Annotated in this window: 18 protein-coding genes; 11 read left to right on the top strand and 7 right to left on the bottom strand. The window is 61.0% G+C overall.

Annotation, left to right across the window (positions count from 1 at the left end; translation table 11 throughout):
* Positions 1-21 precede the first annotated feature (21 nt).
* Positions 22-2043 (bottom strand): glycosyltransferase, encoded by a 2022-nt coding sequence (locus EY713_RS01880; RefSeq protein WP_165490994.1) that lies wholly within the window; start codon positions 2041-2043, stop codon positions 22-24.
* Entirely contained in the window at positions 2043-2810 is a 768-nt protein-coding gene (locus tag EY713_RS01885) for a tetratricopeptide repeat protein (RefSeq protein WP_131113311.1), read from the bottom strand. Before EY713_RS01885 ends, EY713_RS01880 begins: the two co-directional genes overlap by 1 nt.
* A gap of 258 nt (positions 2811-3068) precedes the next feature.
* Here EY713_RS01885 and EY713_RS01890 point away from each other — a divergent pair, with 258 nt between their 5' ends.
* Positions 3069-3794 (top strand): hypothetical protein, encoded by a 726-nt coding sequence (locus tag EY713_RS01890; protein WP_131113312.1) that lies wholly within the window; start codon positions 3069-3071, stop codon positions 3792-3794.
* Between the two features lie 79 nt (positions 3795-3873).
* On the opposite strand, the gene EY713_RS01895 is transcribed toward EY713_RS01890, so the two are convergent.
* Positions 3874-5667, bottom strand: coding sequence for an ABC transporter ATP-binding protein/permease (locus EY713_RS01895; protein WP_165490995.1), 1794 nt, complete (start codon positions 5665-5667; stop codon positions 3874-3876).
* A gap of 251 nt (positions 5668-5918) precedes the next feature.
* On the opposite strand from EY713_RS01895, the gene EY713_RS01900 reads away from it, so the two are divergent.
* Positions 5919-6761 (top strand): MurR/RpiR family transcriptional regulator, encoded by an 843-nt coding sequence (locus tag EY713_RS01900; protein WP_131113314.1) that lies wholly within the window; start codon positions 5919-5921, stop codon positions 6759-6761.
* On the opposite strand, the gene EY713_RS01905 is transcribed toward EY713_RS01900, so the two are convergent.
* Entirely contained in the window at positions 6758-8023 is a 1266-nt protein-coding gene (locus EY713_RS01905; protein ID WP_131113315.1) for an AGE family epimerase/isomerase, read from the bottom strand. The two genes, EY713_RS01900 and EY713_RS01905, sit on opposite strands and share 4 nt — an antisense overlap.
* A 75-nt stretch (positions 8024-8098) precedes the next feature.
* Between EY713_RS01905 and EY713_RS01910 the strand changes: the two genes are divergently transcribed.
* Entirely contained in the window at positions 8099-8830 is a 732-nt protein-coding gene (locus EY713_RS01910; protein WP_131113316.1) for an SDR family NAD(P)-dependent oxidoreductase, read from the top strand.
* 6 nt (positions 8831-8836) lie between these two features.
* On the opposite strand, the gene EY713_RS01915 is transcribed toward EY713_RS01910, so the two are convergent.
* On the bottom strand, positions 8837-9748 hold the full coding sequence (locus EY713_RS01915; protein WP_131113317.1) for a LysR family transcriptional regulator: 912 nt from the start codon (positions 9746-9748) through the stop codon (positions 8837-8839).
* A 38-nt stretch (positions 9749-9786) separates the two neighbouring features.
* The gene (locus EY713_RS01920; RefSeq protein ID WP_131113318.1) at positions 9787-10845 is read right to left on the bottom strand and encodes a YeiH family protein; all 1059 of its coding nucleotides are present in this window, start codon (positions 10843-10845) and stop codon (positions 9787-9789) included.
* Positions 10846-10994: 149 nt separating this feature from the next.
* Between EY713_RS01920 and EY713_RS01925 the strand changes: the two genes are divergently transcribed.
* The 7 genes from EY713_RS01925 to mmsB all read left to right on the top strand — a co-directional run bounded on the left by EY713_RS01925 (position 10995) and on the right by mmsB (position 18544).
* The gene (locus EY713_RS01925) at positions 10995-11180 is read left to right on the top strand and encodes an aa3-type cytochrome c oxidase subunit IV (RefSeq protein ID WP_245504389.1); all 186 of its coding nucleotides are present in this window, start codon (positions 10995-10997) and stop codon (positions 11178-11180) included.
* Positions 11181-11297: 117 nt separating this feature from the next.
* Complete coding sequence (locus EY713_RS01930) at positions 11298-12437, top strand: Re/Si-specific NAD(P)(+) transhydrogenase subunit alpha (protein WP_131113319.1); 1140 nt, start codon at positions 11298-11300, stop codon at positions 12435-12437.
* A 102-nt stretch (positions 12438-12539) separates the two neighbouring features.
* Entirely contained in the window at positions 12540-12989 is a 450-nt protein-coding gene (locus tag EY713_RS01935) for an NAD(P) transhydrogenase subunit alpha part 2 (RefSeq protein WP_131113320.1), read from the top strand.
* Positions 12990-12993: 4 nt separating this feature from the next.
* Positions 12994-14394, top strand: a complete 1401-nt coding sequence (locus EY713_RS01940) for an NAD(P)(+) transhydrogenase (Re/Si-specific) subunit beta (RefSeq protein WP_131113321.1) — start codon at positions 12994-12996, stop codon at positions 14392-14394.
* Positions 14395-14615: 221 nt separating this feature from the next.
* Complete coding sequence (gene chvE, locus EY713_RS01945) at positions 14616-15647, top strand: multiple monosaccharide ABC transporter substrate-binding protein (RefSeq protein ID WP_131119147.1); 1032 nt, start codon at positions 14616-14618, stop codon at positions 15645-15647.
* Positions 15648-15737: 90 nt separating this feature from the next.
* Positions 15738-17270: a multiple monosaccharide ABC transporter ATP-binding protein gene (gene mmsA, locus EY713_RS01950; RefSeq protein WP_131113322.1), complete on the top strand. Its 1533-nt coding sequence runs from the start codon at positions 15738-15740 to the stop codon at positions 17268-17270.
* Positions 17270-18544, top strand: coding sequence for a multiple monosaccharide ABC transporter permease (gene mmsB / locus EY713_RS01955; RefSeq protein ID WP_131113323.1), 1275 nt, complete (start codon positions 17270-17272; stop codon positions 18542-18544). The genes mmsA and mmsB overlap by 1 nt, the downstream gene beginning before the upstream one ends.
* A 35-nt stretch (positions 18545-18579) precedes the next feature.
* Here the strand turns inward: mmsB and EY713_RS01960 are convergent, their stop codons facing one another.
* Entirely contained in the window at positions 18580-19047 is a 468-nt protein-coding gene (locus tag EY713_RS01960; RefSeq protein WP_131113324.1) for a DUF1203 domain-containing protein, read from the bottom strand.
* A gap of 163 nt (positions 19048-19210) precedes the next feature.
* Here EY713_RS01960 and EY713_RS01965 point away from each other — a divergent pair, with 163 nt between their 5' ends.
* Positions 19211-20533, top strand: coding sequence for an alpha/beta fold hydrolase (locus tag EY713_RS01965; protein WP_131113325.1), 1323 nt, complete (start codon positions 19211-19213; stop codon positions 20531-20533).
* Positions 20534-20561 lie beyond the last annotated feature (28 nt).

Below are 20561 nucleotides of genomic sequence, written 5' to 3' on the forward strand. Positions count from 1 at the left end.
TTTCGAAAGCCCGACCTCCGGTCAATCGACGATCGCCAACCTGTCCATTGTCAGGGGCCCACTCCACACGACCACCTCTTTTAGTCCGCCCACAGCAAAGCAGATCGGGACCGAGCCGGCCGCCATCGCCTCGATCGCCACCAGGCCAAAGGATTCGTAGCGGCTCGGCATCAACACGATGTCGGTCGATGCGTAAAGGTCGTCCAGGTCGGACCGGGAGAGGAGCCCCTTGAAGATGACGCGTCGATCGGTGAACAGAGCCCCGTATCCAAGGCGACGAAGTTTTGCTGCGACGGCTCGGTCGACAACGCCACCGACAAAAATACACTCGACATCTTCAACCTGTGCCAACAACGCGCAAATGGCGCGCGCCGCGACCTCGTAGCCTTTCCGCGCCTCAAACCGACCAACGAAAGCGACTCGCAAGCTCTTCTTCCGGGCGGGGCGCGTCCGCGTCTCAAGAGGATCGAGAGTACCATGGACCGAATAGGTCACGTTCGGAGATGGATTGACCGCGAAGACTTGAGCCAGGTCCGTCACGATGGCCCTCGAGTTGGCAAGAAGGAGAGGCGCGTTTCTGAACAAACGCTCTTCTTGTCGAATGATCTTCTCAACGTGATGGTGACTAAACAAGGGGCGAACGTGCCACTCGTCTTTAAATTGCTTAGCCAGACTATACGTGGTGTGGAGGCTGGTGACGCTGATGAGATCCGGATCGTTTTCGACGCCGAGCCCCTCGAGATCCCAGATTGGCGCCGACACGATTTGGAGCCCGAATGACTTTAACTGACCAACGATGAGCCTGACCGCCGCGCTCCAGGCTGCAACATCGGATGGGACGTCGAATTCGGATTGCAGTTGCTCACCCAATGCTGGGTTCGGCAGGATTCGATGGATCCACATCTGATTGCGAAAAGCCGTCGACGCTTCTCCATGCGCTTCCGTGATGACATGCACATGGTGCCCCCGCCGCGCGAGACCACTCGCCAAAATAGACGTCCAGCGCGCAATGCCCGTATCATTGTGTGGCGGAAACCCCCGGCTCACCAAGGCCACGCAAAGACCGGATACCGGACGATAGGGCAAAAATAGAGTCGACGGGTCGGCTAAACTTACATCGTCGTGGCGGCTGAGGCTTCCATTGGCAGCCGCGTCCCGTCCATCGGCAATCCCCATCTCGACGTCTCGATCCAGAGATGCCTTATGGCCCGGCGAAATCTCGTTGTGATCAAGATGCCACTGGTTCGATCGTAGTAATTCCAGCTTATAACGCTCCATTTCTTCTGCGACAGCATGAAGAGACATGCGGCTCCCATGTTTCATGGCAAAGTACGATTTACTTTTTACGGATGGGTAGAGCGTCTTGTGAATATGTCGACGGTCACGGAGATCACTCGGCGCATATTGGTGATAGACTAACGCAGTTGGCTCGTAGACAACCTGAAAACCAGCATCGACCAAGCGGACGCAAACGTCGGTCTCGTCAAGATAGTAAGCAAATGTTGGATCAAATCCGCCTATGATGCGCAGCGCGCTCCGGCGAAACGACGCGTTGGTGCCCAAGAGACTTGGATAATATGGCGAGTAGGGCAAACAGAGCGCTCGTTCGTCAAAATAACGCGAGACGTTGTAGGCATTGCCAACCCGATCGCAAATGGTTTTGCAGACTTGAAATTTACTTCCTGTATTGTCGAGCGTAAATCCACCCACCGCTCCGACTTTTTCGTCGCCGTAATGCCTTGCCAAACTCTTCAGCCAGTTCGGATGTGGAACGGCGTCATCGTCGATGAATGCCACCACTTCACCGGATGCCGCATTGATGCCTGCGTTTCGCGAAACAGAGAGATTTGCTTGATTGACCTCGACAATCTTTATCGATCCTTCATAGCCCCTCAAGACGTCACCGGTTCGATCACTCGACGGCCCCGCCACGACGATGATTTCGAAATTCTCGTAATCGACACCAGCAAAGGATGCGAGCGTATCTTCTAGAGTTTCACACCGGTTTAGCGTGTTGATCACAACGCTTATGGACACTTGCATCAAGACTTTCCCCATCCCGTCTCGGCAATTAGCTTCAATAAATCTCTATTATTGATCGTAAAATCCCGCTGCGTGATCAGCGATCGAGCATAGTCTCCACGGCTTGCAAAGCGGCGCATAGCGTCAAGGATAAGCCAATGATCGACATTGGTTCTATTCAGCAAGACTTCGACGAGCGATCGGACGTCCACGACTCGAAGCGGAGTGTCGAGCGCCGCCGGCGAATGCTTGAACCAGAAGTGCGTGACACGATCGATCACTGAGAAATCGATATGGTGTCCCGTTTGATGAGCCACATAAGCAAGATGTTCTTGAACAGCGTCCAAGCTCTCGCCGAGTGGTAACGATTGTCGGTAGAACAACTCCGCATCGAGGTACTTTTCTTGATCCTTGAGAGCATGAGCATATTGTACCATGTAGCCCGAATGGAGCGGATAGAGTTGCAACGCTTTCCAGTAAAAATACTCGGCCGATGCTGGATTTCCTGCGTCACGGGCTGCATCACCATCAGCGACCCTGGCCGCAAATGTCTTGTCGCCTGCCGAAAGCGAGAGCGTTAATTGTCGTCCGACGACCGGATCGGTCGCAGAAGTGGAGATCGCTCTGGCGCTTGTCGCGTGGCGGGGTGATCGAGCCATCAGCCCAACACGAAAGCGGCTGGTGAGCCAGGGGATCTTGGCCTCACTCGGAACGTGACGTCGACCTCTTAAATAACTGACGCCACTCTCGTATTTTTTCTTGTCGGGCTCACTTGCAATTTCAGTCATAGTCCATTTTCACGCTGATGGGGCCTGCCCGACCGGTCCGTGGGCGATGCTTGACGGGCCCGCAAAACCGCAAGCTGCGCATCAGGAATCGGCACGTCGATGTGTCCCGGGAGGCAATATCGCGGCGACGTACATATTTCAATGGTTGTTATCGTCGTGATATACAACTTATACGAGAAATTGTCGTTACGGCCGGCTTAAGCTGGCGCCCGCCTTCCAGTCGCGACCTTGCGTCAAGATGCAAGGCTATTCGAGGATATGATGCTGGTTTTCTTGCATATGCACAAAGCAGGAGGAAGTGCGGTCGTGGCGGCGGCTCATCGATCCGGCCTCAAACTGCCCGCGGCCCATCAAAACGCCAACTTGATCGATGCACATGGGGGGCCGATTTACTTCGGTGATAAGTCTAAGTCTGCTCTAAAAGATATTTTCAAACAGCAGATCGACTCCGGTACCACATTCATGGCGATGGAGTGGGACTTCCCGAACATCGACAATCTACCAGACGATTTGGGGCTAAGGCTCTTTACTGTTCTGCGCGATCCGTTAGCGCGCGCCGTTTCGAATTACCGCATGGATAAGCTTAATGGCTGGGTCTCGAAGCGATCGACCTTTCCGTCTTACATGAATAATCATGGCCTTTATCGATCCGCCAATTATTATGTGAAAAAGCTGAACAATATCGGCTCGCGCGAACAAGTTCGACCAGAGCACTTGAGCTGCGCCCTTAATGCACTCAATCGGTTTGATCTGGTCTGCGTGCTCGAGCATCGCTCGATGGCATCAAACTTGGCGACACTCGGGATTGGTTTCGACCCAAGTCACTACGTCAATGACTTGCAATCGACCCCCCTGTTTGGAGATTCGATTCGCGCCTTACTCGCGATTGATCCAGTCGATGCGGCAGCTTTCGTGCGGCGGAATGCGGCTGACTACGCTTTATACCATCGATACGCGAAGATTACACAATTCAACATCGTATAAATGAGGACCAATCTTCAGACCGGCGTTAGAGACGGTGAATCATGGCCTTTGATGCCTGCAGGTTCATCGCGCCCCCCTCCTACTCCGCCGCCGCGGCGACCGGCTGACTGGGGCTGAACAGCCCGTCCCCCACGACCTTCATTTCCATCTGACGGTTGTGGAACGCCGCCAAGGTCGAACGATGTCCGACCGAGATCAGACCGACATTCGGGAGATGGTCGACGATGGTCTTGTAGATCTCGGACTCGCCGGCCTCGTCCAAGGCCGAGGTGGCTTCGTCGAGCAGCAAAAAGTCGGGTTTCTCCAACAGCACACGAGCGACGCCCAACCTTTGTTGTTCGCCGCCGGAGAGGCGCTGCGACCAGTTGCCGGCGTCGTCGAGTTCGGTCGCGAGCTTACCGAGGCCGACGGCCTGCAACGCCTCGCGTACGGCCGCATCGGGATAAGCCTGCAACGTTTTCGGATAGACGAGCGCCTGTCGCAGGGTGCCGAGCGGCAGATAGGTTCGCTGCGGGAGCACGAAGACCGACGCCGCGCTTGGGACTTCGATGCGCCCTTGGCCGAATGGCCAGATACCCGAAAGGGCGCGCAGCAGCGTCGTCTTACCCGAGCCGGAGCGGCCCGTCAGCAACACGCGATCGCCGCGACCGAGCGTGAGGTTGGCGGCGCCCGTCAACGGAGACTGGGTCGGCAGCATAACGACAAGATTGTCGGCCGAAAGGACGCCGGCGCCCCCGGCTTGGCGCGCGATATGGGGGGGCTGCGTGGCCGCTTCAGTTGCGAGTTGCATCGCTTCTTCGAAACCGACAAGACGCTGCACGACGGCTCGGTAATCAGCCAACGTGGCATAGGAATCCACGAACCACGTCAAACCATCTTGCACGCTACTGAACGTCGAGACCGCCTGCATCAGAATCCCATAGGTCGCCTTGCCGAAGAAAAAGGCCGGGCCGAGCAGCAGATAGGGGAAGATCACCGAGAATTGGCCGAAGAAACTGGTGAACCAGTTGAGCTTCTTCTGGCGTTGAATGACACCATAGACATTGGCCAGGATCGACCCGTAGCGCTCGCCCAATTCGGCGCGCTCGGCCGGTTCGCCGCCCAAAAGCGCGATTTGCTCGCTATTCTCGCGAATGCGGGCCATGCCGAAACGGAAGTTCGCCTCGTAACGCTCCTGATCATATTTCAAGCGGATCAGCGGCCGCCCGATCAGATGCGTCAGCAGGGTTCCGGCGGCCGCATAGAGGACGGCGAGCCAGATCAGATAGCCGGGGATGTTGAACGAGAGGCCGAAGCTGGTCATCGGGAACTGCTCGGACAATGTCCATAAGACGGTCAGGAAAATCCCGAGCCGCACGGTATTGCCGAAAAAGCCGATCCCGAGAACCATCGTCTGACCGACGAAGGAATGCACGTCCTCAGCGATACGCTGGTCGGGGTTGTCGGCCGGGCCGGTCACAAGGCGCAAGCGATAATGCTGCGCGGGCGCCAGCCAGCGGTCGACGAAGAAATCCGTCATCGACTTGCGCCAGCGGATCTGCAGCACCTGATTGATGTAACTCTTATAAACCGCAATGACGATGTAGATAATGGCCAGGATCGTGAAGATCTTGAAGCTGTCGAGGAACGCGCCCCAGTTCTTCTCCTGAATGGAATTGCCGAAGCCGACGTACCAGGAGTTGAATTGCTTCGCCATGTAGGAGAAGCCGATCTCGAGCAGCACCACCGCCGCGAGGAGGGATAACCCGATCACATTCTCGGGCATCTTGACCGGACCGATGACCCATAGCCTGATCTCTCCGGGCGAGCGCCGGAGAAAATAGGGATAGGCGAGCCGCCAGATATCTTTGAGGGCGGCGAAGAAGTTCGACATCGGCATCTCCCGCGAACGTCCCTCACGAGGGACGCTCGGGTTCGTGGATCTGGAATAAACGCTTTGCCTTTGCAAGAAAGCAAAATTGCGGGGGCGTGACACGTGAAGTTTCCGACACGTCGCCGCACCGCGGCGGCCGGCAACTGCAACCCGGCGCGCATCGTCGTTCGTCGACGGGTTGCATTTGGACCATTTTTGGCCAGAACGGTGGCGAAGGCACCATGCGCCGGTCACACCGTCGAGGGTTGAACATGTCCGACGAAGACGTTGTCGAGATCGGACCCGCGGCACCGCGGAGCTTCGAGGGTCTGCGCGATGCCTTGCTGTCGCGCAAGAAGGGCCTGCCAAAGCGGCTGGCGCAGGTCGCTGCCTTCACGCTCGCCAATCCGGATGAGGTTGCGTTCGGCACGGCCGCCAGCATTGCCGAACAGGCGCAGGTCCAGCCATCCACCCTGATCCGCTTCGCTCAGGCGCTCGGCTACCAGGGTTTTTCCGACCTGCAGACGATTTTTCGCGATCGCTTGCGCGAGCGCGTACCGACCTATGAGGAGCGTCTGCAGGCGCTCCGGACCGGGCCGGAAACGGCGCGCGCTGCCGCCCTGTTCGAGGGATTCGCGGAGGCGGCGGAACGGTCGATCCGCGCCGTGCGGTCGCAAATCGACCCCGCCACCATCGAGCGCGCGGTCGACCGGTTGAGCAAGGCGGAAACCATCTATTTGATCGGGCAACGGCGGTCGTTTCCGGTGACGTCCTATATGAGCTATGCGCTCGGCAAGCTTGGCATTCGCAACGTCTTGATCGGGTCGGCGGTGGGCACCGATGCCGAAACCGCCTCCTTTGCGACCCCGCGTGACGCGGCTTTGGCCGTCAGCTTCACGCCTTATGCCTCATCGGCCGTGATGCTGGCCCGGAAGATCGCGACGCGCGGTGCCGCCATGGTGGTGATTACCGACAGTCCCTTCAGCCCGATCGTTCCTGAGGATGGCATCTGGTTCGAGATCGTCGAGGCAGACTGTCAGGGTTTCCGGCCGATGTCGGCCACCATGGTGCTGGCCATGACCTTGGCGGTGGCGGTCGCTGAGGCTCGGCTTTAAATCGGCCCGGCTGGCAGTTGCTCGGCGGCACCGATCACGCTGAGCAGCCCGCCGGTCGCCGGAAACAACGGGATCAGATAGGCCTGCAGCGTGTGATAGATGTCCGGCTTGCCGGTAAACAGCGTCGATTTGGGCTTGAGGTCCGCATCGAGTTGCGGTCGCCACCCGGCATGCGACGGATCGATCAGGTTGGCGGCGCTCCAATCCCAGATCGCGCGATACCACGTCTCGTAGAAGGGATCGTCGGCATTGGCCCCGATGAACGAGGCGGCTGCGATTCCCTCGCAAGCCGGCCACCAGATCTTGTCGGTCACGAGGGGGTTACGGTCGAAATCGAGCGTGTAGAAGAAACCGCCGCGCGTGCGGTCCCATCCCTGGTTGATTGCATTGTGGAACAAAGCCGATGCGGCCTCAGGCATCCAATCGTGCCGGCGCCCTCCGGCGATCCATAATTGAAGGATGAGACGGCTCCATTCCAGCCAGTGGCCGGGCGTTGTTCCGGCCGGGCGGAACATCTCGGAACCCGCATAATCCCGATTGACCTCCCAGTTTTCCGAGAAATGTTCGGGCAAGGTCCAGGCATGTCTGGCTGTGATGCGCCGAATCAGCAGATCGGCGATCGACTCGGCCATAACGAGATATTGCCCGTCACCCGTCGCCTCGTGGGCCGCCATGAGGGCTTCGGTCAGGTGCATGTTGGAGTTCTGGCCACGGTAGGTGTCGATCGGCGTCCAATCGGCTGAGAATTCCTCCGCCGCTGCCCCGTGCTGCGGCTCCCAGAACTTGTCCCGCAGCACCTGTGTGACGTCGGCCAGGAGGCGGTCTGCGTCGGGGTGCCCCACCGTCTTGGCGCTGGCGGCCGCCAACAGCACGAAGGCATGTCCATAGGCCTGTTTGGTGGCATCGACCGGACCTTTGTCGTCGACGCTCCAAAAATAGCCTCCCTCGACTGCATCGCGATGGGCTGACCAAAGATAGGCCATGCCATGGTCGACAATGGCTGCGGCCCCTGGGTGGCCGAGCAGATGGGCGACCGAATAACAGTAGATCATTCGCGTGGTGACATGGATCGCGCGGATGTTCGAACCGGACGCATCGCGGATCGGCGCTCCGTGCTCATCGAGTTCGAAGAAGCCGCCACGCGGATTGATGGTGTCGTGCGCAAACGCGTCGAGCAGCCCATGCGCCTGGCCGAGCAACCACTGGCGATGATAAGAGCTCGAAGCCCACGGTCGCAACACGCGCCCCTCCTGGTTCAACATCTTCGCCGTCTCCCTACCCTTCGAGTGCGCCAGGACCATAACCCTGGGGAGATCTATGCAACGAGGAGGTCCTTGGTGGAACCCATTTTGATCGTCGGCGGCGCCGGCGGTATCGGCAGCGCCATCGCGCGGCGCTTGACCCAGCGCGGTGAGACCGTCGTGCTGATCGGCCGCGACGCCGCCAAGCTCGAGGCGGTCGGGCAAGAGCTCGGCGTCACGACCCGGCAGCTCGACGTCACCGATGCCGGGGCTGTGCAATCCACCATCACGGACATCATCTCGGCTGGCCCGATCAAGGGGCTCGTCTATGCGGTCGGGACCATCACGGTAAAGCCGCTGCAGTCTCTCACGACGGCGGAATTCGACATGGATTTCCGGGTCAACGCGCTCGGTGCCGCCCTGACGATCCAGGCCGCCGCGCCCGCCCTCAAGGCTGCGCATGGAGATGCCTCGATCGTGCTGTTTTCCTCCGTTGCGGCCACGCAGGGCTTTTCGGGCCATGCCTCGATCGGCATGGCCAAAGCGGCGGTGGAGGGGCTGGCCCGTTCGCTGGCGACCGAATTCGCCCCCAAGGTGCGGGTCAATTGCATTGCCCCATCGCTGACCCGAACGCCCCTCGCGGCGCCGCTGACGCGGAACGAGGCGCTTGCCAAGGCGGTCGCCGATCTGCATGCGCTGCGACGGCTGGGCGAGCCCGATGACATCGCCGCCCTGGCGGCGTTTCTTCTGTCCGAAGACGCCGGCTGGATCACCGGCCAGGTGATCGGAGTCGATGGGGGTCGCTCGACTTTACGGACGAAAGGCTAGGTCGCCTCAAATCGCGTAGTCGGCACCCCTGCGTGGCGCATCGGCGGCCGCTACCTGCATCAGCGCGGTTTCGGCCGCTGTGATGGACCGCTCTTTGTGACGCAACATGGTGAAGTGCCGACGCGGCAGCGCAAATCGCACTTCGGCCAGCGTTCCGGCACGCAGCGCCAAGGCGGCCACAAGCCGCGACAGCACGCTCGCTTCGGGGCCGGTCTCAATGGCGGTTCGCACGGCTTCGTTGGACGGAAGTTCCAGCCGCACCGTCAGTCGGTCCGGATCAACGCCGAAGCCGCGCAAAGCCTCCTCGAAGCGGGAGCGCGTACCCGACCCCGGCTCCCGCAAGACCCACCCGGTGTCGATCAGGTCCTGCGGGGCGATGCTGCGTCGGCTCGCCCAGGGATGGCGCGGCCCGACCACCATGATCAGTTCATCGTCGGCCACGGCGCGACTTGCGAGCGCCGGATCGTCGACGTCGCCCTCGACGAAGCCGAGATCCACTGTTCCGTCGCGAACCATCGTGGCCACACGGGCGGTGTTGTCGATCGTGAGATGCAGGTCGACGCCCGGATGAGCCTTGCGGAACAGCTGCATCTTCTCGGGTAGCCAATAGTTGCCGATGGTTTGGCTTGCGGCCAGCGCCAACGAACCGCGCTTGAGGCCGGCGAGATCCGATAACACCAACTCGGCCGCCTTTGCGCGGGCCAGGACGGCACGAGCCTCGACCAGAAAGAGACGGCCCGCGTCCGTCAGCGCGATGCGGCGCCCGACGCGGTCGAACAGCTTGGTGGCGTAGCGTTCCTCCAGCGCCGCGACGGCCGCACTGACAGCGGATTGCGTCAGGTTCAGCTCACCCGCCGCCTGCGTGACATGCTCGCGGCTCGCGACCGCGATGAAGATCCGAAGCTGTTCGAGAGTCATACCGGTCCGGCGGTCGTCAGAACCCGCAACCTCGCAGGTCAGGCGATACCGAGCAACCGGATCAAACCGAGACTGATGCCGCCGAGCGCCAGGAGCGAGACCACGACCGCTGCCGTGACCCGCAATCCCGCCCGAGCCACAACCCGCACGTCGACCCCAAGCCCGAGCGCCGCCATGGACACGATCGTGAGCCAGTTGGCGAGGGTGGACATCGGCGCCAGGGCCGCGCCGGGAACCAGGCCGGAACTCCGTGCCGCCACAAGGGCCAGAAAGCCGATGATGAACCAGGGGACGAGCTTTGCGATCGACAGGCGGGGCGGCGCGACCCCGGCAGCTCCGGCATGGCGCGACAGATGGCCCGCGCCGAGCGAGAGCACCAGCATGACCGGGCCGAGCATCAGCACGCGGACCAATTTGACGAGCGTTCCGATTTGTACGCTGAGAGCGCCGATCGGCGCCGTGGCGGCGATCACCTGCGGCACGGCATAGACCGTGAGCCCGGCCAGAACGCCATATTGGAGCTTGCTCATTCCCAGCACGGGGACCAACAGCGGCAGGCCGATTACCACCAGAACGCCGAGAACCGCCGTGAAGCCGATCGAAGCCGCGATATCGTCGCTTTCGGCACCGATGACGGGCGCGGTGGCGGCAATGGCCGAGTTGCCGCAAATGGAGTTGCCGCACGCCACCAGGATGGCCATCCGGCACGGGAGGCCGAGGACACGGCCGATCATGTAGCTGATGCCGATCGCCATCACGACGACGCCGGCGATCCCGAACAACAGACCCGGACCGGCCGCCACGATGGTGCCGATGCTGAGCGAAGCGCCGAGCAGCATGACCGCGATTTCGAGCAGGGTCTTGGCGCTGAAGGCGATGCCGGGAAGCCACCGCTCCGGTGGCGTCCACAACGTCCGCACCACCGTGCCGATCAGAATGGCGAGCACGAGCGATTCCAGCCACGCCCGCCCGAATAGCCGTTCCTCTCCGGTCTGCGCCACGAAGGCCAGCAGCGTCACGAGACCACAAAGCGCAAGCCCCGGAAGGAGGCGGCCGACATGGTGAGAGGCGGAAAGGACGGACGGATGAACGGACATGGGCGCAACCTCGATGCCGCATTTTGCATTTTCCGACCGTTCGATCCAACGCGTAGCTCTTCTGGTTCTGATCGATAAAATCGAACGAAGATGACGCGACCCCTCCATCCAATTTGCAGCCGGCGTTGCTCCCCTTGCGAAGTTCGGATATGGCCAAGACAAAGGCGATAATGTTGGGGTGGATGATGGCCAATTCGGATGATGTCCCGATGGACAGCCGGTATATGGATTATGCCGAGCACGAGCGCACCTACGTCGGCTTTCTCTGGGCCGCGAAATGGGGCACGATCGTGGTCGCGGTCATTCTCCTGCTTCTCGCCTTCTTCCTCGTCTGATCGATCCGACGCGACCCCTCTGGCGGCGCGTCACCCCCTGCCCGAATGGCCGATCACAGGCCAAAGGCGTCGCTTGTGCCCTTGCTCTCGCCGGCATCGGCTCATCGGAGGAACCCTATGCGTATCGCCGTGCCGGCCGAATCCGACCCGACCGAGCCGCGCGTCGGCGCGACACCCGACACGATCCGCAAATTCATCGCCCTCGGCGCGAGCGTGGCGGTGCAGAGCGGCGCCGGCACGAAAGCTGGTATCCCCGACCGCGACTTCGAGGCGGCCGGCGCGACGCTGGAACCCGATGCTGCAGGAACCTTGCGGGATGCCGATATCGTGCTGAAGGTTCGGCGCCCCGACGGGGCCGACCTCGCCAACATCAAGCGCAACGCCATCGTGGTCGGCATCATGGATCCCTACGGGCAGGATGAAGCTCTGCGGATCATGGCTGAGGCCGGCGTGACCGGCTTTTCCATGGAGCTGATGCCCCGGATCACGCGCGCGCAGGTCATGGACGTGCTCTCGAGCCAGGCCAATCTCGCCGGCTATCGCTCGGTCATCGATGCGGCCGAGCAATATGGCCGCGCCCTGCCGATGATGATGACCGCCGCCGGCACGGTTCCGGCAGCCCGCATCTTCATCATGGGGGTCGGGGTCGCGGGACTGCAGGCGATCGCAACGGCACGGCGCCTCGGCGCGATCGTGACCGCGACGGACGTCCGCCCGGCCACCAAGGAGCAGGTGGAGTCGCTCGGCGCAAAATTCGTTGCCGTCGAGGACGACGAGTTCAAACAGGCCGAGACGTCCGGTGGCTACGCCAAGGAGATGTCAGACGGCTACAAGCAGAAGCAGGCGGCCTTGGTGGCGGCCCATATCGCCAAGCAGGACATCGTCATCACGACGGCGCTGATTCCCGGTCGTCCGGCGCCACGTCTCGTTACGGCCGCCATGGTGCAATCCATGCGCCCGGGATCGGTGATCCTCGATCTCGCGGTCGAGCGTGGTGGCAATTGCGAATTGTCCCGGCCTGGCGAGGTCGTCGACCACGACGGCGTGAAGATCGTCGGCTACCTGAACGTGCCAGGACGGCTCGCCGCCACGGCCTCCAGCCTCTACGCGCGCAATCTCTACGCTTTCGTCGAAACGCTGATCGACAAGACCAGCAAGACGGTCGCGGTGAACTGGGACGACGATCTCGTAAAAGCCACCTGCCTGACGCGGGACGGCGCCATCGTCCACCCGAACTTCCAGCCCAAGGCGGCCTGAGGCAAGCTGCTCCTCGGAGCAGCTTGAACATAAGACGATGTGGCACGGGTGTGCCGGGGATGCCGGTTATTTTGCCGGACAAGATCAAGCCTAGAGGGCAGCATGGCCGTCGATACCGCCCAGCAACTCTACGACAAGGCGCAGGCTGCTGCCGCGGCGGCCCAGCAATCGGCCGATGCGGCTCATAGCTATGCGGCACAGCTGGCCGATCTGGCCGGCGCCGGAGCGCATGCGGCCTCTGGCGGCGCGATCGACCCCTTCGTGTTCCGCCTCGCGATCTTCGCCATGGCGGTCTTCGTCGGCTATTACGTGGTCTGGTCGGTGACGCCGGCGCTCCACACGCCTCTGATGTCTGTTACCAATGCGGTGTCGTCCGTCATCGTGGTGGGCGCTTTGCTGTTGATCGGCGTCGACACCGGCGAGGGTCATGCGGCCGGCGCCTGGGCGGCGCGCATTTTCGGGTTCTTCGCGCTCATTCTCGCCTCGGTCAACATCTTCGGCGGCTTCCTCGTCACCGAGCGGATGCTATCGATGTACAAGAAGAAGGGCTGACCCGATGACCGACAGCATCGCAGCCATTCTCTACCTCGTCTCCGGCATCCTCTTCATCCTGGCGTTGCGCGGCCTGTCGTCGCCCGCCACGTCGCGTCGCGGCAACCTCTACGGCATGGTCGGCATGGGCCTTGCGGTCCTCACGACATTGCTGCTGCGACCACCAGCAGACGCGGTGAGCTGGCTGATGGTGATCGCCGGCATCGCGATCGGCGGCGGCATCGGAGCCTGGCGGGCCCGCACCGTGCAGATGACCGCGATGCCTCAGCTCATCGCCTTCTTCCATGCGCTGGTGGGCTTTGCGGCCGTGATCGTGGCGGCCGGCGCGCTTTATGCGCCGCAAGCGTTCGGCATCGGGACGCCAGGCGCGATCCATGGAGCGAGCCTCGTCGAAATGTCGATCGGCGCCGCCATTGGCGCCATCACGTTCACGGGATCGATCATCGCATTCTTGAAGCTCGATGGCCGCATGTCCGGCAAGCCGATCATGCTGCCACAGCGTCACGCCATCAACATCGCGCTCGCGGTGCTTCTGGTGGTGCTGATCGCGACGTTTGTGACGACGGTCAGCAGCCTCGCGTTCTGGGCGATCGTGATCGTGGCCTTGGCGCTCGGCGGCCTCATCATCGTGCCGATCGGCGGCGCCGACATGCCGGTCGTCGTGTCGATGCTGAACTCTTATTCGGGCTGGGCCGCCGCCGGCATCGGGTTCACGCTCGGCAATCTCGCCCTCATCATCACCGGCGCGCTGGTTGGCTCGTCCGGCGCCATCCTCAGCTACATCATGTGCAAAGCGATGAATCGCTCCTTCATCTCCGTCATCCTCGGCGGCTTTGGTGGCGATTCGGCTGTCGCCAGCGGAAGCGTGGAGACGCGTCCGGTCAAGCAGGGGTCGGCGGAAGACGCCGCCTACATCATGAAGAATGCCGCGACTGTCATCATCGTGCCGGGCTACGGTATGGCGGTGGCGCAGGCGCAGCACGCCTTGCGCGAGATGGCCGATACGCTGAAGCGCGAAGGCGTCGACGTGAAATATGCGATCCATCCGGTGGCGGGGCGCATGCCGGGCCATATGAACGTGCTGCTGGCCGAGGCGAGCGTTCCCTACGACGAGGTGTTCGAGCTCGAGGACATCAACTCGGAATTCGCCCAGGCCGACGTCGCCTTCGTGATCGGGGCGAACGACGTCACGAATCCGGCGGCCAAGACCGACAAGACATCCCCGATTTACGGGATGCCGATTCTCGATGTCGAGAGAGCCAAGACGGTTCTGTTCATCAAGCGCGGCATGGCGGCGGGCTATGCCGGCGTCGAGAACGAGCTGTTTTTCCGCGACAATACGATGATGCTGTTCGCCGATGCCAAGAAAATGGTGGAGAATATCGTCAAAGCTCTCGCGGCGTGATGCGATAAATTCTGGACTCCGACAACGCAGGCCATTCACAATAGCGAGAAAAGATCATCGCCTGAGCGATTTTGCGCTGGGACCGAGATGGCAATATAGTATGATGAGTGGCGATCGAGTGATATCGCCGAGCGACAGACGACGGGGCGCCGAACGGGGCGTCGACAAGGGAGAGAAACGTGACGATTAAAACAACGCTTGTGGCCTTAGCGATCGGCGCGATGGCGCTGTCCAGCACGATGCTGACCCCCGCTTTCGCCGCCAAGGGCGACAAGATCGGTGTCGCGATGCCGACGAAGTCATCCGCCCGTTGGATCGACGACGGCAACAACATGGTGGCGCAGCTGAAGGCCAAGGGCTACGAGCCCGACCTGCAATATGCCGACGACGATATCCCGAACCAGCTCGCCCAGATCGAGAACATGGTCACCAAGGGCGCCAAGGTGCTGGTGATTGCGTCCATCGATGGCACGACCCTCTCGGACGTGTTGGCCAAGGCGCATGACGCCGGCGTTAAGGTCATCGCCTACGATCGCCTGATCAAGGGTTCACCGAACGTCGACTATTATGCCACCTTCGATAACTTCAAGGTCGGTGTGCTTCAGGGCACCAGCATCGTCGACAAGCTCGGCCTCAAGGACGGCAAGGGTCCGTTCAACATCGAATTGTTCGGCGGCTCGCCCGACGACAACAATGCCTACTTCTTCTACGATGGCGCCATGTCGGTGCTGCAGCCCTACATCGACAGCAAGAAGCTCGTGATCCAGAGCGGCCAGACCGGCATGAAGCAGGTGTCGACCCTGCGTTGGGACGCATCGGTGGCACAGTCGCGCATGGATAACCTGCTGAGCGCCTATTACACCGGCAAGCACGTCGATGCGGTTCTCTCCCCTTACGACGGTCTGTCGATCGGTATCCTGTCGTCGCTGAAGGGCGTCGGCTACGGCAGCGGCGGCAATGCCTTCCCGATCGTGACCGGCCAGGATTGCGAAGTGCAGTCGGTGAAGTCGATCATCGCAGGCGAGCAGACGTCCAGCATCTACAAGGACACGCGCGAACTCGCCAAGGTCGTGGTCAACATGGTGGATGCGCTGGAAACCGGCAGCAAGCCGGAGATCAACGACGCGAAAACCTACGACAACGGTAAGAAGGTGGTTCCGTCCTTCCTGCTGAACCCGGTCCTGGTCGACAAGGCCAACTGGAAGCAGGTCCTCGTCGACGGCGGATATTACAAGGCATCGCAGCTTCAGTAAGCTCTGATCACCCACGACGATTTCGATCGGCATCCGTGCGGGCGCAGGCCCGCACGGTTTCATTGGTTTTAGGGCTAAAAAGGTCGTTGCATGAGTGCGATCCTTGAGATGCGCGGGATCACCAAGACGTTTCCAGGCGTCAAGGCGCTCGATAACGTCAACCTGGCGGTGCAGGCAGGCGAGATCCACGCGCTCGTCGGTGAAAACGGAGCCGGCAAATCCACCTTGATGAAGGTGCTCAGCGGCGTTTATCCGTTCGGCTCCTACGACGGCGACATCTTCTACGAGGGTCAACTCAGCAAGTTTCGGGATATTTCCGAAAGCGAGCACCTCGGCATCATCATCATTCACCAGGAGCTCGCCCTGGTGCCGCTCCTGTCGATCGCCGAAAACATCTTCCTCGGCAACGAGACGGCTCGGTTTGGCGTCATCGACTGGGATCTGGCTTTCGAGCGAACCCGCGCCTTGCTGAAGACCGTCGGGCTGGATGAAAATCCAGAGACGCTCATCACCAATCTCGGCGTCGGGAAACAGCAGCTTGTCGAAATCGCCAAGGCTCTGTCCAAGAAGGTCAAGCTGCTGATCCTGGATGAGCCGACGGCAAGCTTGAACGAGAAGGATAGCGACGCGCTTTTGGCGCTGCTTCTGGAGTTCAAAGCGCAGGGCATCTCGTCGATCCTGATCTCGCACAAGCTGAACGAGATTTCGAAAGTCGCGGACCAGATTACGATCCTGCGCGATGGCACGACGGTCGAGACGCTGAATTGTCACCAGCAGGACATCAACGAAGATCGCATCATTCAGGGGATGGTGGGCCGCGACATGGCGCATCGCTATCCCCCGCGAACGCCGAAAATCGGCGAGCGGCTGCTTGAGGTCGCCAATTGGAGCGCTCATCACCAAAACCATGCCGATCGGCTGGTGGTGAAAAACATCAATTTCTACATCAAGCGCGGCGAGATCGTCGGCATCGCGGGCCTTATGGGCGCTGGCCGGACCGAATTGGCCATGAGCCTCTTCGGCAAGTCCTATGGTCAGGGCATTAGCGGCTCGGTGAAGCTCGACGGCAAAGAGATCGACGTCAGCACCATCGACAAGGCGATCGCGGCCGGCATTGCCTATGTGACCGAGGATCGGAAGCAGCTCGGCCTCGTGCTGGACGAGAACATTACCAAGAACACCACGCTGGCGAACCTGCCTGGCGTGTCGTCGCTGACCGTCATCGATCAGGATCGTGAATATGCGATCGCGTCCGATTATCGGACCAAGCTGAACATCCGCTCGTTCGGCGTCGAACAGCAGACCGTCAATCTCAGCGGCGGCAATCAGCAGAAGGTGGTGCTCAGCAAATGGCTGTTCACCAAACCCGAGGTTCTGATCCTCGATGAGCCGACGCGGGGTATCGACGTCGGTGCCAAATATGAGATTTACGCGATCATCAACCAATTGGCCGATGATGGGCGAGGTGTGCTGATGATCTCGTCCGAAATGCCCGAATTGCTCGGCATGTGCGATCGCATCTACGTCATGAATGAAGGCCGTTTCGTCGGTGAGTTCACGGCGGCCGAGGCGTCACAAGAAAACATCATGCGTGCCATCATGCGCTCGAAGGAACTCCATTGATGAGCAGGATTACGGCAGACGAAGGCCTGCAACCGGTTGCACCCGTTCCCACCGCGAAGACCGATCCGGGCACTCCGGGCTGGCGCGGCGTGCTGAAGCGCGGCAATTTCCGGGATTATGGTTTGTTGATCGCGCTTGCGGTCATCATGATCTTTTTCGAGATCAAGACGAACGGCGTGCTGTTCCAGCCGCTGAATCTCACCAACCTCATCCTGCAAAACAGCTACGTCGTCGTGATGGCGCTCGGCATGCTGCTGGTGATCGTGGCCGGCCATATCGACCTGTCGATCGGCTCCGTCGTGGGCTTCGTTGGCGCGCTCGCTGCGGTGCTGATGGTTCAGGGCCTGCATATCGGGCTCGATTTCATCGGCATCCCGATCGGCATCGACATTCCGCAGATGAACTACATCCCGGCCACGCTCATCTGCCTCGTCGTGGGCGGTCTGGTTGGCGCGGCGCAGGGATATTGGGTCGCCTATTTCAAGATCCCGAGCTTCATCGTCACTCTCGCGGGCATGCTCGTGTTCCGTGGATTGACGCTCGCGGTGCTGAACGGCGCCTCGGTCGGCCCGTTCCCGGACTTTTTCCAGCTGCTATCGAAGGGCTTCATCCCGAATTTTGCAGGCCCCTATACGTCCTTGCTGATCGGCGCGGTGCTGTTCTTGATCCTGCTTGGCGTCAGCCTGCGACGCCGGATGAACCGGCAAAGTCACGGCGTCGTGGTCGAGTCGATGGGCGCTTTCGCGCTTCGCAATGGCGTCATTGGCGTGGCGTTGCTCGGTTTCGCCTATCAGATGAGCGCTTATCGTGGCCTGCCGAACGTGCTGATCATCATGTTCGTGCTGATCATGCTGTATCGCTTCGTCACCAACCAGACCACGATCGGCCGACGCATCTACGCGCTCGGCGGCAATGCCAAAGCCGCCAAGCTGTCTGGCATCAAGACCGAGCGGTTGACCTTCCTGACCTTCGTCAACATGGGCGTGTTGGCCGGGCTCGCCGGCATGATCTTCGCGGCACGCCTCAACACCGCGACCCCCAAGGGCGGTCTCGGCTTCGAACTCGACGTGATCGCAGCCTGTTTCATCGGTGGTGCATCGGCCGCTGGCGGCGTCGGTAAGGTCACCGGCGTCGTCATCGGGGCCTTCATCATCGGCGTGATGAACAACGGCATGTCGATCCTCGGCATCGGTATCGACTATCAGCAGGTCATCAAGGGCTTGGTGTTGCTCGGCGCCGTCTGCCTCGACGTCTACAACAAGAACAAAGGCTGAGCGGCACCGAACCGCTGGCGGAGACCACCGACCTCTTAGTTGCGGTCGATTCGCGCGGCGTAGCAGCCGAAGGTCGCGTAATGGGCCTGAATGTAAGCGACGGACGGCAGCGCCATTAGCCGTTCGATCGCGATTTCGGCCTCGCCTCCGTCGGCCAACATGGCATCGACCAGCATATTGTCTTGGCCGAAGCCCCGAAGCGAGAGCATCCGAGCTCTGAGCGCCGGTGGAATCGCGTCAACAGCCTCGTATCGATGGCTTTCGCCTTCGAGCACGAAGATTGCGTGGCTCGCGCGATAAGGGGTGTCGGCTGGTTGGTGAACGTAGTTCAGCAGCAAAACATCTTCACCGGGTCGGGCATCGCGAAGCTCGATCCTGTCCGGCATCCCGGATACTTCGGTCGCGCGAAAACGGATGATGCCCTGCCGCGCGAGATCGGCCTCGCCAAGGCCGAAAAGAGGCCTGAAGAGGTCCGGCGACAAACCGGTTATTCTGAATGACATGGTTGTTCTCCGCAGATCGAGACCAACCAGTCGCATGACGGCTCCGGTCGAAAACTCCGTTTCTTGCGGTCAATAGGGCCCAAGAGCGGCCGATGCGACGGAGCAGATTGTGTTTTGTGGAAGAGTGCGCGATCGTTGATGACTGCTTCAGCGGGACACGACGATGTCGCTGGCCGAGTTTTTCACAGCCGCTTGGGCTGACCGTTGGCCAGGACTGGTGCCGAACGCGCCATCGCGAGGTTTAACAGACTGGTCCTCGCCGCCGGCGGATGCGAGCTACGACCTATACATCGTCGAATTCGACGACCAAGGCCGCCCCTTCGAGCCGCAGGCGATCGACCGCATCATCGATCGTATCGATCTCACGACAAGCGATAGTGATCCGCTGATCATCGTCTTCGTTCACGGCTGGAAGCATAGCGCCGCCGACAGCGACGAAAACATGGAAAGCTTCAAGAGGCTTCTTCATGCGAGCGGTCACATCGAGCAGCTCCGCGCCGTCCCGGGAGCAAGGCCACGGCGCATCGTGGGGGTTTACGTCGGTTGGCGGGGACTGACATTTCACTGGCTTCAGATCGCACAGAATTTCACGTTCTTCGGCCGCAGCGAGGGCGCGCTTCGGGTCGCGCTCGGATCGGTCCGCGAACTTTTTGGCCGCCTCAGCCATATCCGCAACCGATCGATCGCGACCCATTCAGGGGCACGCCTCGTTCTGGCCGGGCATAGTTTCGGCGGCTTGATCGTCTACTCCGCGGTCGCTGAATATTTGATCGGAAGCCTCGCTGCGGCGGATTCTGCAAGCGAACTCGTCAAGCCGTTCGGCGATCTCGTGTTGCTGATCAACCCGGCTTTCGAGGCGGCGCGTTACCTGCCGGTCCACGCCATGCTGCAGGCGCGGGCCTTTGCGCCGGGTCAGCAGCCTGTCTTTATGAGCATCACGGCCAGCAACGATCTTGCGACCGGCATGGCTTTTCCGGCTGGGCGCCTCTTTTGGCCCTACAAAGGGGCATCCACCAATGCGCTGGAACGCCAAGCTCGCGTCAACACGATGGGTCACGTGCCCTGGATGCGAACGCATGTCGTTTCCATGGGAACCGTGCAGCATCCAAAAGCCGGGAATGGACAGGGTCGTTTCGCCGATCTCCCAACGCTTGACGACGACGACCGTAGCCGCTTGCTCAGCGCCGAGGATGCCGCATTTCGCGCCTTCCGGGATCGCTATACCGGACCGGATGGACGACTCGTCGCCGGGTGGACCCGCACCTATAGCGCCGGAGCGGTTCTCCGGCAGACCGGGCCATCCAACATCGGCACCCCTGACCCGGAGTCGGCGGGCTCAGCCCCCGATAATCCATTCTGGGTCATCGAGGCTGCCCCCGAGATCGTCGATGGACACAACGGCATCTTCAAGATGGTGTTTCTGGATTTCCTGAGACAGGCGTTCGACGATACGATCCGCGCGCAAACGCCCGGCGAGACGCGCTAAGCATTCTTGCAACACGCTCGTTGGCCGG

The organism is Lichenihabitans psoromatis, from assembly GCF_004323635.1.
GTDB classification, from domain to species: Bacteria; Pseudomonadota; Alphaproteobacteria; order Rhizobiales; family Beijerinckiaceae; genus Lichenihabitans; species Lichenihabitans psoromatis.

What these genes read in the sequence shown, in the direction of transcription:
- mmsB (WP_131113323.1), top strand. Translation starts at nt 17,270, where the DNA reads ATGAGCAGGATTACGGCAGACGAAGGCCTGCAACCGGTTGCACCCGTT.
- EY713_RS01905 (WP_131113315.1), bottom strand. Translation starts at nt 8,023, where the DNA reads ATGTTGAACCAGGAGGGGCGCGTGTTGCGACCGTGGGCTTCGAGCTCT.
- EY713_RS01940 (WP_131113321.1), top strand. Translation starts at nt 12,994, where the DNA reads ATGACCGACAGCATCGCAGCCATTCTCTACCTCGTCTCCGGCATCCTC.
- EY713_RS01920 (WP_131113318.1), bottom strand. Translation starts at nt 10,845, where the DNA reads ATGTCCGTTCATCCGTCCGTCCTTTCCGCCTCTCACCATGTCGGCCGC.
- EY713_RS01960 (WP_131113324.1), bottom strand. Translation starts at nt 19,047, where the DNA reads ATGTCATTCAGAATAACCGGTTTGTCGCCGGACCTCTTCAGGCCTCTT.
- EY713_RS01880 (WP_165490994.1), bottom strand. Translation starts at nt 2,043, where the DNA reads ATGCAAGTGTCCATAAGCGTTGTGATCAACACGCTAAACCGGTGTGAA.
- EY713_RS01965 (WP_131113325.1), top strand. Translation starts at nt 19,211, where the DNA reads ATGTCGCTGGCCGAGTTTTTCACAGCCGCTTGGGCTGACCGTTGGCCA.
- mmsA (WP_131113322.1), top strand. Translation starts at nt 15,738, where the DNA reads ATGAGTGCGATCCTTGAGATGCGCGGGATCACCAAGACGTTTCCAGGC.
- EY713_RS01925 (WP_245504389.1), top strand. Translation starts at nt 10,995, where the DNA reads ATGGCCAAGACAAAGGCGATAATGTTGGGGTGGATGATGGCCAATTCG.
- EY713_RS01890 (WP_131113312.1), top strand. Translation starts at nt 3,069, where the DNA reads ATGATGCTGGTTTTCTTGCATATGCACAAAGCAGGAGGAAGTGCGGTC.
- EY713_RS01895 (WP_165490995.1), bottom strand. Translation starts at nt 5,667, where the DNA reads ATGTCGAACTTCTTCGCCGCCCTCAAAGATATCTGGCGGCTCGCCTAT.
- EY713_RS01935 (WP_131113320.1), top strand. Translation starts at nt 12,540, where the DNA reads ATGGCCGTCGATACCGCCCAGCAACTCTACGACAAGGCGCAGGCTGCT.
- chvE (WP_131119147.1), top strand. Translation starts at nt 14,616, where the DNA reads ATGGCGCTGTCCAGCACGATGCTGACCCCCGCTTTCGCCGCCAAGGGC.
- EY713_RS01930 (WP_131113319.1), top strand. Translation starts at nt 11,298, where the DNA reads ATGCGTATCGCCGTGCCGGCCGAATCCGACCCGACCGAGCCGCGCGTC.
- EY713_RS01915 (WP_131113317.1), bottom strand. Translation starts at nt 9,748, where the DNA reads ATGACTCTCGAACAGCTTCGGATCTTCATCGCGGTCGCGAGCCGCGAG.
- EY713_RS01900 (WP_131113314.1), top strand. Translation starts at nt 5,919, where the DNA reads ATGTCCGACGAAGACGTTGTCGAGATCGGACCCGCGGCACCGCGGAGC.
- EY713_RS01885 (WP_131113311.1), bottom strand. Translation starts at nt 2,810, where the DNA reads ATGACTGAAATTGCAAGTGAGCCCGACAAGAAAAAATACGAGAGTGGC.